Genomic DNA, 10959 nt, shown 5'->3' with positions numbered 1-10959 from the left:
ATTCCACCGTCAACAAATGTTAAATCTATGACTTAAATTAGATCGCCTTTTGTCCGGATTTGTTTTAAGACGCACAGCGTTGGTCCCCAATATGGGTATTTCATCATCCACAGCCTATGTGGCAGGAAATGAGCCTTCTGTCGGAAACATTAATCTTACAGGCTTTGAGAATGCTACCCGTGTGCATGTGGCAAGGAACGTGACGAATAATTCCACCTATGCCTTGCTGGCCAATGCCGATGTGCGGATCGATGGTGAACAGATCATCCTCAAGGAAGGCTTTACGGTGAACACCGGTGCCAAATTTCTGGCCCACCTCGGAAATGTCAACACGGGATGCTCAAGTCAAACCCCATTTCTTAAAACCAAAGATCCGGATATGACCGGAACATCTCAGGATGGGGAGTTTAGGATCTATCCCAATCCCACCCGTGGTGAAACCACCGTACAATACCGTGTAGCAGAGAATACGCCTGTAAGAATACGCTTGCTGGATTACACCGGCAGGGTGGTAAAGGTGTTGGTGAATGAGACAGTGACGGATGAATCCTTACATGTGGTTAAAGTCAACGGGGATCATCTGGCCCCCGGTATTTATCAGGTGATTATGCAAAAGCCGGATGGCTCAAGAGCCTTAAGAATGATCGTGGCGGATTGACACAATAAGCGCTTATTCTGAGGTTTAGGGTTAAACGAAGCCGGATGCAGCACTTTGCTGCATCCGGCTGTTTTTTTGAGAAGCGTTGTTCCCTTAATTCTCCAGGATCACGAATTCCGTGCGGCGGTTGGCGGCGCGGCCTTCTTCGGTGTCATTGGTAGCGATCGGTTCGGTTTCCCCATATCCTTTGGCCTGTAATCTCGTTGTCGGGATTCCGGATTTGGTCAGATAGTCCATCACCGACCTGGCCCGGTCGTGAGACAGCTTCATGTTGGCCTCATCGGATCCCACGTTATCCGTATGACCGCCCACTTCCACGATCATGGACGGGTTGGCTTTCATCAGTTGGATGGCCTTGTTCAGTTCAACATAGCTTTCCGGTTTCAGGTCGGCCTTACCGGTTTCAAAGAAGATGTTGTTCATCACCACTTTGGTGCCTTTCTCAATAGGCTTGAGGTCGATGTCGCGACGTACCTCGGTATATTTCGCATCTTCAGGCAGGTCGAAGTTGTCCGAGTAAAAGAAATAACCTTCGCGCGTGGCGGATACACCGTAGAGTTTTCCGACGGGAAGGACCACCAGGTATTCTCCGGTTTTCGAATTGCTCTTTCCTGTGGCGATCATTTCGCCGGTGGTAAGGTCCTCCACCAGTACCCAGGCACCCAGCGGATCCTTGGTCTTGAAATTCCTTACCACACCGGTGAGGATCATCGTTGGGGTGGGGCGCAGGGCTTCCGGAATATTCACCGAGTAAAGATCGAGGTTGCCGCTGCCACGGGCAGAAGCCAAGTACCCCACCTCACCGGACCCGCCGATGGTGAAGTACAGATCGTTTTTGTCCGTGTTGATCGGGCTGCCCAGATTCACGGGTTCGGACCATTTTCCATTTTCAAAGACGCTCTTGAAGATGTCCATTTCTCCGAAACCCGGATGACCATCAGAGGCGAAGTAAAGTGTTTTTGCATCGGGACTGATAAAAGGAGATTTGTCATCAAACGGAGTGTTGATAGTGGGACCCAGGTTCATGGCCGGTCCCCATTTACCGAAGCGGTTCCTTTCAATCATGTAAAGATCTTCACCGCCATAGCCACCTTCGCGGTCCGAACAGAAGAAGATACGTTGTCCGTCTGAGGAGACGGTGGGTTGTGAATCCCACGCATCCGAATTGATCACATTGCCCATGTTGATGGGAGCGCTCCATTTGTCGCCTTCCAGATTGGAAAGATACAGGTCACAATCGCCCATGCCATCGTCCCTGCCGCATGCCACGTACACCATGGTCTGCCCGTCGGCAGAGAACGCCGGGGCGCCTTCGTTGCTGGCGGAGTTCAGTGGTGCAGGTAGCAGGACGGGCTTCTGCCATTGCCCGTTTTTCATATCGGTATAGTAGAGGTCTTCATCGCCTTCCTTGTCCTCGCCTTTCTCTTGTGAGAATCCGCCTTTACGCTGACTGGTGAAATAAATACGCGTACCGGTTGGATTGGTGGATGGCATGTAGTCGTCCCATTCCGTGTTCACCGTTGTTCCCAGGTTGACGGGTGCTTTCAGGTTTGATACGGCTTCTTTGCGAACAACGGGGCTTTCGGTGGCGTAGTACAACCGCCAGTCGCCCTGGTGAAGAAAGCGTGCCTTGTCAGCAGCCGTTGAATAACGTTTGCTAAATTCCTGAAGCCATTCCACGGCCTTGTCTACCTGTCCCAATTGCTGATAGGCATTCCCTGCCTCGTAGTAAAACCAAGCCCAGTAATCGGGTTTTACGATGCGCAGTTCCTCGAAGTATTTGACACAGTCGGCATATTTGCCATCGTAGTAGAGTGCCAGACCAAGCAGGTTCAGTACGTCTGCATTTTTTGGATCGGCGCTGTATGCTTTTTTCAGTTTGACGGCGGCGGCTTTGTATTCACCGTCGTTGTATAGTTTTTCACCTTCATCGTAGTACAGACCGTCGGTGATCAGCTGGGCATTCATCTGGAAGGCCAGGCAGATAAGGGCAAGGAGAGGGAAGAATTTGCGCATTTCCGGATGTATTGGTATCGTTGATGAATAGAAAAAAACAGGCGGTCAGAAATGATCTCACCGCCTGTCTATATTCTTTATGGAAAATTACTTTGTGGACAGCTTGGTGACTGTCTTTTTCTCATATACATACACGTAGTCACCTTCTTCAGTAAGAGACGTGGTGGCGCCCTTTCTGGCATTGAACTGTTTGTACGAGCAGTTCTTCAGGTAGAAGGATGCGATGTCTGACCTCTCCGTCTTCATGATCAGGTAATCACCTTTGGTATCTTCCAGTGCTGAGTTCTTATACTTACCGGATGCGATGAGCTTACCGTCAGAAATACTGTGAGAGGAAACACCTTTGTTGCCGATCACGATTACTTTATCTTCATAAAGTTGAAGCTGTTCACCGCGACCGATATTATCTTCTTTCAGATCTACCTCATACACTTCGCTTCCGTCCGCGATCTTCAAAGAATAGATGGCTTTACCGCTACATGCGATCACGTTCTCACCTACAGAAAAGGAGTTAGAGATTCCTTTCTTGAAGCGCTCGGATTCCCATGCCATGGAACCATCACTGGTGTTCAATGCTTTCAACCCCCAAGGCTTCACGTCCGGCCACCAAACTTTACGTTCAATGGTGATATTTCCTTCTGAGTCTTTTTTTCTGATAATCGCCTGGCACTCCACCGTACCACCGATCTGAAGAATGATCTTGTCGCCGGCAATGCCCATGGCAGGAATGGCACGTGCACCTTTGATTTCGGGTGAGGTCCATAACAGCTTACCTGTGTTGCGATCGTATTTCTTCACATACTGACTTTTCTTGTTAGACATGTCAAGTACGTATACATCGTCACCTACCCATACCGGATCGGCTACGGCACCATAAATACCGAAGGCGGTTGCACCTGCCGGCTTTCCTATTACATCAGCGGTGAAGTCGAAGGCTGCGGCCCACAGCTTGGCACCGGTTTTCCAGTCGTAGGTTTGGATACCATTCATTTTCAGTACCACCATGTCGTCTTTCAGCTCGAGGTCGAAGATGAATTCGCGTGTGATCACCTTACGCTCGGCACGTCCCACGTAGGCTTGTTCCCAAAGGAGGTCGCCGTTGTCGAGGTTGATCTTTGCGATCTGGTTTTTAAAGCCGGTAAACAGGGCACCCAATCCGGATGGCACGAAATTCACGGTTACGATCTCATTGTTGCGGTAAACATATTTACCGATCGCACCTTTGAACTTGGAGGTTGTCCACAGTTCTTCTCCGGTGCGGGCTTTGATGAAAACCAGACTTTCTTTCAGTGACAGTGCGAAGCCTTCTTTTTCAGCAATGTACACTACGTTGCCTTCGGACAGGTTCTGGTATTTGTCGGTGGTCCAGAGAAGGGTGCCTTTTTCAATGTCGATGCAGGCTACCTGGTCCTTACCCATTTTTCTTTCGAACAGGAATACCGTATTGGATTCCCAGAAGGGGATGAGTTCATCGATCTTACGAAGGTTGGGAGCAATTTCTTTAAATGGTTTAGACCAGATCGTGCTTCCGTCCTTGTTGCTGAAAACGGTCATTTCTTTGTCTGAAGCGGCATAGCTGTAACCACGTTCTTCCAGTCCGGTACCGGACTGGTCGATGCTATGTTCGAGCTTAACTTCCCAAACGGTTGTCATGTCTTCCTGGGCATAGCAGGTGAAGCTTGCCGTGGCCAGCAGATAGGTCGCGAGATAAAGTTTTTTCATTGTTTAGCGGTGTTGATAAAGGATTAGGACGGATTATGGTTTACTCGTCAAAGTTGAATTTATAACGGAACTTGTAATTTTTGTTCTTGGGCATACGGAAGCCCATCTTCATGGATTTGATATGATCCTTCAGTAGGTTCTGGAACTCGATGGAACCTCCGTCGCGTTCCACCACAAAGATGGAAACCACTTCACCTTTATTGCGGATGGTCACATCCAGGATATAAGACCCGGTGAGTTTGTGTTCGTTCTTTAGTTCCAGCAGACTGCCTTCTTTCATGGCTGTTTCCATGACTTTGGCAGCTGCCTGTATCACCTCTTCCTGGTCACTGATCAGGTTCTTTTGGGCATGTGCCTGTGAGAATCCGAGGAACAACAAAAGAGAAATGGCGAACAAGCGCCCGGTGTATTTACCTATTCTGGTTTCCATATGATGGTCATGTTTCCTGTCACAATGATGATGGAGTCGTCGGGTAGAAAGGCAAAGCTGGCACGGCCGTCGCCACCCATTTTGCCTTTGAGGGCATCGCGCAGACGCTGACGCGTGTCAAAGCGATTCACAAGCTTTCCCGTTTCAAAATCATGGATGTTGATCTGCGGGGCCACATCGAATGATACGACACCAAACAAGCTTTTATCATTGTTCTCAGTGAAGTCCGGCTCGTAGGTGGAGAGTGACATGAAAGATGTTCTCAACGTTTCTCCTTCCGGCATCCGGATCATATAGATGTATCCCTGACGACCCGCATTTGACACCTGCATTTTGGTGTGCGGGATGCTGTAGCTGAACAGACGGTATCCGTCCTTGGAGAACTGCAGACGGTAAATGATGTCGTAAACTTCATTCACCGTGAACTTCTTCTGCATGGTTTCCGCATCGTAAATACTGATCATCTGACGGTACTTCAGGGCGGGCTTGATGGCCTTCTTGTCGTTGCGGATGCTTGGAACCTGCTGAAGAAGCGGGGCGGTTGGTTTGTGTGAAACGGCGATGAGCTTGCCATCCGGACTGATCGCTACGGAATTGGTGGCATCAGGAACCGTAAAGCTCTGTTTCTTGTTGCCGGAAGGTAGTTCGTAAAAGGTCACGTCATCGCCTTTCAACACCACGTAGAAAGACTCATCTTCTGCAATCTTTACAGAATGGGCATTGTCAATCTTCTGCACAATCTCACCGCTTTCGGCATTCACGATCTCGAAATTCACTTCACGGTCTTTGTTCGGCGCCCAGTCGATAAAAAACGTTTGCTGCAGCAGGAGGTAATTACCTTTGGCGGAGTATTCAACCTTGGCACCTGCATACCAGTTCCCCACATCAAATTTCTTGATGACCTTGTCATTTCTCCAATCATAAAGGAAGAGGGGAAAGCCCTGGGCGCCTGCACAGGCTATGGTGTTGCCATCCGGGGAAAGTGCGATGCCGGAGCGGACACTTGTTTCCCCACCCATGTGGAGTTGTTTATAATCTACGTTGGTCTGTACCTGTGCAATGGATGCACGGTTGTTCAGCAGTAGGGTGCCAACGAGGAGGGCGAAGGCAGCAAAAGCTTTATTCATGTGATGCGTTTAGTACCAAAAACGGCCCCTAAGGTACTAAAACGACAAAAAATAGCCAAACCGCGATGTTAAGTTCATATTAATAGAAAACGTAGGTATTGTTTGGTTGAAAGCAGGTTGGTTGATGATGAGCTGTCCTCTTTTGCTTGACAGTCGCACCCGATTTAATATCGCTCAAACCAAATATTCAAAAAAACAGACCGAATGATTAATAAGATATGCCCAATGCTATAATGCTCAAGTTAAGAGTCCTCTTGGAAATACCTTTGTAAAACATGCGTAAACCTTTTGATACCGGGGTTTACGGCAATTTAGTATTAAGTGAATCATTAATAAACCTCTACCATGAAAAAATCAGGATGGCTTACATGTATCGCGCTTATGGCACTCGGTAGCCAGTCATTTGCACAGATCGGAATCGGCGGTCAGCTCAATTACAACATCTTCTTCGGCGGAACTGGCCTCAAAGTACTTGCTTTCGGTGCGCACGGAGAATATGCCAAGGAAGACAACCTCACGTTTCGCTTCACAGCCAATTATGCCCTGCCATATAAGTACAGTGATACCTATGCAGCGCGTGCAATGAGTAGTGCTACGACACCGGAATATATTGAAGTAAAAGGAAACTCTACTGTGAAAGTATTCAATATTTTTGCCGATGGCAAAAATATTTCGGACTGGGCGACTTTGAAGATGGCGGTGTATATGGTTTTGTAGGTGGTGGTTTTACATTGGCGTCGGAGCAGACCACCTATGATGACTATGACCGTATCAACTACAGTGTTACCGGTTCTGCCAATGAAGGCGAGAAGCAAAATTACAGCCAATTGAATATTCGAGGTGGGATCGGTTATGATCTGAGTCTGGGTTTTGGCAATGTATTCGGGGAGGCCATGCTTATCGTTCCGGCTACCACCTTCAATAGCCAGACCGGTGCTGATTTTGAGATTCCGGTCTACGCTTCATTAAACGCGGGTGTACGCATTCCCATAGGACGATAGGTTTTTTGTTTAGTGTTTGACACCCTGCAGGTTATTTTGACCAGCAGGGTGTTTTTGTTTAGACCTTTTCATCGGCCGCCCGGAAGATGTTCATCTGCTCCATCAACATGGTCGCATTCATGTTCTGGCAAACGCCTTCTTTGTAGGTGTAGTCAAAGATCATTCTTCCGTTTTCCGTCCTGATCTCGAAGGCGATGTTTTGTATATGTCCTGGATGTTCAGATGCCAATCCGGTCAGTTCCACATCGTGGGTGGCGATCATGCCCACCCCATTCAGGTTGATGATGTTCTCGATCAAACGTCTGGAGCCGGTATGCTGATCATGTGAATTGGTGCCTTTTAAGATCTCGTCCAGTAAGATGTAGGACTTCTCTCCGGACCGCAACCGATCCACAATGAACTTCAATCGTTTCAACTCTGCAAAAAAGAAGGAGGTGTGTTGTTGAACAGAATCATTGGTACGCATGCTGGTGTAAAGCTTCACCGGGGTGAATTCAAAGTCCTTTGCACAGACCGCAGTGCCTGCCATGGCCAGGACCAGGTTCACACCGATCATCCTGAGAAAGGTGCTCTTTCCCGCCATGTTTGCTCCCGTGATCAGGAACAGATGGGGAGGACCATGCTGCTCAACGTCATTGGTTACCAACTCGTCTTCGCGGATCAACGGGTGTCCGCCACCCTTGATTTGAAGCCTGAAGTCGTTGGAGTCGGATATACGGGGAATGATGTAATCCGGATGGTTGTACATAAAATTGGCCAGACTGCAAGTGGCATCAAAATGGGCAATGGCTTCCAGCCATTTTGGGAAAACTGTATTGAACTCATCCGCCCACTTTTCGATCCGGTACATTTGATTGATGTCCCATAAAAGAAAGCCATTCAGGACTATGCCCACGATGATGTTCAGCCGGTTGTCCAGGGCATTCAGGAATTTGATCAGTAGTCTGAATGATTCCGACGGCTTTTGGCTTTCCTGAAAGGTCTGCGCTTTGGCAGTCATCAGGTGATCAGATGTGAAGTCTTCCTTTTCTATAACTTCCATCAGGCGGTGATACTTGTTCAATGCACCTGCATGTTTCGAGATTTGTGTCTGCCGCCGGTTCACATACTTTACTGTACGACCGGTGATGATCAGTTGAAGGGTGAATAAAAGGGTCGTCAACTTTAATGGGGTGACTTCTACAAAATAAAGTCCAAGTGAAAGTAGTGTGATGGCCGGTAGTGCAGTTCTCAGAAAAGCATAGACCTTATTTTTATAGTACTTGGGTGCTGCCTGGAGCCAGTCTTCGATTTGCTTTTTGTCGTCATGTGATTCCGGCGACAGTTGTCCGGTGGCCTGAAACTGCTGCCGCCAATCTGCCTTGTCCCGCAACTCGATGGCGGCCTGTTGTTTTTGTCCGATGGTAGATTTGTCGGTTCCGGGATTGGTGAGCTGATGGGCAAGCAATTCTTTTCCGTGGAGTGTGCAGGTGCGGTTCAGGAGTTGAAAAACGGAGGCATGACCGAACAGGTCCAGGTCATACGAATAGGGGTGGCCGGGGTTGATGAATTCCAGGCCCGGATCGAATGATGAGATGTCACCGTCGAGGGCTTTGATTTCGTTCTCATTTATTTTCAGTAGTTCATTGTTATAGCGTAATGCCTCTTTCAGCTTGTTGCTTTTTTTTACCAGAAGGAGAAAAACGTAAATGGTCAACACGAGTCCTCCCCATAGCAGGGGATGACTTTCTTTGAAAAGGAAGTAGATAATACTGATGACCAGACCCGCACACAACATGCGCCATACCGACACTCTGTCGCGGGCCTTCTTGAGCCGTGCAATGGTACCGGTTAATCCGGATATGTTCTTTTCATAGTATGCTTTGGGTTGCATCCGAACAGTAAGTTGATCGGTAAAGTTCCGATTAATTCGGAACTAACCCATTGACTGTTTTAAATAATTAAAGGATGTTGGCCGTGTGAACAGCCAGTATGTTGTTTTATAGATCCCTCACTTCGTTTCGGGATGACAGCGTTCATAAGGTTAAAGGAAAGATGAAAGTGCGTGACTGACATTTTCATATTTGTTCCTAATAGGTACAACAAATTTGTCATCCCGAGGTGTTGGGCGAAGGTTCCCGGATCATTGCGATACCGGGACAGGTGCACCTTCGTCCTGTTATCTTCAAAGCGTTCCGCTTTGGTATTTTCTACTGAGAACGATTCCTCAGCACCCTTAACTGAGTGAAGAAAGTAGCTTAAAGCTACGGGATAGACAGACGAAGGTGCAACCTTCGCCTAACCACCGGAATTCACCATACTTAGTAATGACAGCATTCAGGCGCTCTTGTCATTATTATCATTATGCATAGCAGCCGTATCATCCCGACGTACAACAAGGGATATTTAAACCCAAATTATGCAGTAGCAATGAAAGAAATTGCATAACGCATAAGAAAATCAATCCTTTTGAACTTTGCTTCGCGAAAGCAAAAAGTGATTTTCTAACGCGGGGTTAAACCCAACTAATGAAGATAGTTCGGCTCATCCTTCACCTCCTACTGCATAATTTGGGTTAAACCTGAAAACAAATCTACAACCGACAGTACATTTTAGAAAGGGGGCAACGCGCTAATTAAACATATCTCATTATCTAACTTCCAAACAAATCCAGCTGATCAAAATCCTTGTTTCGGAAAGCGGAAGTACTCAACGGTTTCATGCTTCGTCCTGCCAGGTGTTTCCGTCTTGCCACTTTAAAGAGATTTGAGATGGCCATTGCCTCCGGTCCCTCGCCCCGCATCCTGCGTCCCCATTCACTGTCATTCAATTTTCCGGCATGACAGGCGCGCACCTGGTTCAGTACTTTTTCCGCACGGTCGGGAAATGTTTTTCGGACCCAGTCTTCAAACAGGTCTTTGATGGAGCCATTCAATCGTACCATGACGTAAGCGGCGGATTGCGCACCTTGATCGGCGGCAGCTTTGACAAGGTGAGGAATCTCGTGGCTGTTCAGTCCGGGAATGACGGGTGCCACCATCACATTCACGGGGATTTGATTAGAAGAGATTGCTGCAATGGTTTCCAGTCGGCGCCTGGATGATGCGGTGCGGGGTTCCAGTTTCCTGCGCAGGTCTTCATTCAGGGTGGTGAGGCTGATGTTGACATGCACCAGGTCATATTTATTGAGTTCGGTGAGGAGGTCCAGATCGCGCAGGATGAGCGCATTTTTGGTGATGATGCTTACGGGGTGGCGAAATTTCAGCAACACCTCGAGCATCGCACGTGTGATCTTCATCTTCCTTTCCACCGGCTGGTAGCAGTCGGTATTGCCTGACAACATGATGGGGATAGGCTTCCATGACCTGCCACTTAGTTGCTTTTCCAGGAGTTGCGGTGCATTGGGTTTCACGATGATCTTCCGTTCGAAGTCGAGGCCGGCGCTGTAGCCCCAGTATTGGTGGCTGTTGCGTGCGTAACAGTAAATGCACCCGTGCTCACATCCCTGGTAAGGATTCATGGAATAGGCGTGGCCGATGTCCGGACTGTCCACCTTGTTGACAATCTTTTTCGGGTTTTCCGTGAGGTATTCCGTTTCGGGTTTACCGGTCTCCTCTTCGTCGATCCCTTCGATGTGTTCCTTTACAAATTGGCTGGACAGATAGGGGTTATGGGTGTTGAACTGGGCGCCGCGGCCTTTGATGTATTTGGGATCGGACATGGTCAAATGTACCGAAAGGGGAAGTGTGAAAGGGAGAGAAATTGGCGCAGGGGAACCCTGATTTATTTTGTGGGATTTTCATCCTGTATTGCCTTGCCCTTATCCTTCCACGTACCTTTTGAAATTATTGAGGATGGCTTGCCAGCCGTCTTTCTGCATCTCCACCGGGTTTTGGTTTTCTGCATCAAAGGTGGTGGTCACTTTTGTTTTACCATCCACATTTTCAAAGTCGGTGATGGCCTGTCTGCCATCCGCCATGACGTAGGAGATTCTTTTCCGGTCGATGATCTCATCATAGGTGGCTT

General features: G+C 48.2%; 10 protein-coding genes. 3 read left to right on the top strand and 7 right to left on the bottom strand.

Annotation, left to right across the window (positions count from 1 at the left end):
- Positions 1-49 precede the first annotated feature (49 nt).
- Positions 50-658 carry a T9SS type A sorting domain-containing protein gene (locus tag KDD36_13180; GenBank protein MCB0397601.1) on the top strand — a complete coding sequence of 203 codons (609 nt, stop codon included), beginning with the start codon at positions 50-52 and terminating at the stop codon, positions 656-658.
- A gap of 93 nt (positions 659-751) precedes the next feature.
- Here KDD36_13180 and KDD36_13175 read toward each other — a convergent pair whose 3' ends face one another.
- The 4 genes from KDD36_13175 to KDD36_13160 form a co-directional block, all read right to left on the bottom strand.
- Positions 752-2674, bottom strand: coding sequence for a PD40 domain-containing protein (locus tag KDD36_13175; GenBank protein MCB0397600.1), 1923 nt, complete (start codon positions 2672-2674; stop codon positions 752-754).
- 87 nt (positions 2675-2761) lie between these two features.
- A complete protein-coding gene (locus KDD36_13170; GenBank protein ID MCB0397599.1) occupies positions 2762-4396 on the bottom strand; it encodes a PQQ-binding-like beta-propeller repeat protein in 1635 nt (544 codons plus the stop codon).
- 40 nt (positions 4397-4436) lie between these two features.
- Positions 4437-4826 carry a hypothetical protein gene (locus KDD36_13165; GenBank protein MCB0397598.1) on the bottom strand — a complete coding sequence of 130 codons (390 nt, stop codon included), beginning with the start codon at positions 4824-4826 and terminating at the stop codon, positions 4437-4439.
- Positions 4811-5953 (bottom strand): hypothetical protein, encoded by a 1143-nt coding sequence (locus KDD36_13160; GenBank protein MCB0397597.1) that lies wholly within the window; start codon positions 5951-5953, stop codon positions 4811-4813. Before KDD36_13160 ends, KDD36_13165 begins: the two co-directional genes overlap by 16 nt.
- Positions 5954-6298: 345 nt before the next feature.
- On the opposite strand from KDD36_13160, the gene KDD36_13155 reads away from it, so the two are divergent.
- Together KDD36_13155 and KDD36_13150 are read left to right on the top strand one after the other, a co-directional pair.
- On the top strand, positions 6299-6670 hold the full coding sequence (locus KDD36_13155; protein MCB0397596.1) for a hypothetical protein: 372 nt from the start codon (positions 6299-6301) through the stop codon (positions 6668-6670).
- Between the two features lie 14 nt (positions 6671-6684).
- Positions 6685-6954 (top strand): hypothetical protein, encoded by a 270-nt coding sequence (locus KDD36_13150; GenBank protein MCB0397595.1) that lies wholly within the window; start codon positions 6685-6687, stop codon positions 6952-6954.
- Positions 6955-7012: 58 nt separating this feature from the next.
- Here the strand turns inward: KDD36_13150 and KDD36_13145 are convergent, their stop codons facing one another.
- From KDD36_13145 to KDD36_13135, 3 genes are all read right to left on the bottom strand, one after another.
- A complete protein-coding gene (locus KDD36_13145) occupies positions 7013-8827 on the bottom strand; it encodes a hypothetical protein (GenBank protein MCB0397594.1) in 1815 nt (604 codons plus the stop codon).
- Between the two features lie 759 nt (positions 8828-9586).
- Positions 9587-10654, bottom strand: a complete 1068-nt coding sequence (locus KDD36_13140; protein MCB0397593.1) for a PA0069 family radical SAM protein — start codon at positions 10652-10654, stop codon at positions 9587-9589.
- Positions 10655-10753: 99 nt separating this feature from the next.
- Positions 10754-10959: SRPBCC domain-containing protein (locus tag KDD36_13135; protein MCB0397592.1), on the bottom strand; the 206-nt coding region annotated here is incomplete at its 5' end.

Source organism: Flavobacteriales bacterium (genome assembly GCA_020435415.1).
In the GTDB taxonomy this organism is placed as follows: domain Bacteria; phylum Bacteroidota; class Bacteroidia; order JACJYZ01; family JACJYZ01; genus JACJYZ01.
The sequence above is the reverse complement of the archived record's forward strand: the minus strand, read 5'-3'. Positions and strand labels throughout refer to the sequence as shown.

Coding starts and splice junctions, on each gene's coding strand:
- KDD36_13175 (MCB0397600.1), bottom strand. CDS start 2,674: ATGCGCAAATTCTTCCCTCTCCTTGCCCTTATCTGCCTGGCCTTCCAG.
- KDD36_13170 (MCB0397599.1), bottom strand. CDS start 4,396: ATGAAAAAACTTTATCTCGCGACCTATCTGCTGGCCACGGCAAGCTTC.
- KDD36_13165 (MCB0397598.1), bottom strand. CDS start 4,826: ATGGAAACCAGAATAGGTAAATACACCGGGCGCTTGTTCGCCATTTCT.
- KDD36_13160 (MCB0397597.1), bottom strand. CDS start 5,953: ATGAATAAAGCTTTTGCTGCCTTCGCCCTCCTCGTTGGCACCCTACTG.
- KDD36_13155 (MCB0397596.1), top strand. CDS start 6,299: ATGAAAAAATCAGGATGGCTTACATGTATCGCGCTTATGGCACTCGGT.
- KDD36_13145 (MCB0397594.1), bottom strand. CDS start 8,827: ATGCAACCCAAAGCATACTATGAAAAGAACATATCCGGATTAACCGGT.
- KDD36_13140 (MCB0397593.1), bottom strand. CDS start 10,654: ATGTCCGATCCCAAATACATCAAAGGCCGCGGCGCCCAGTTCAACACC.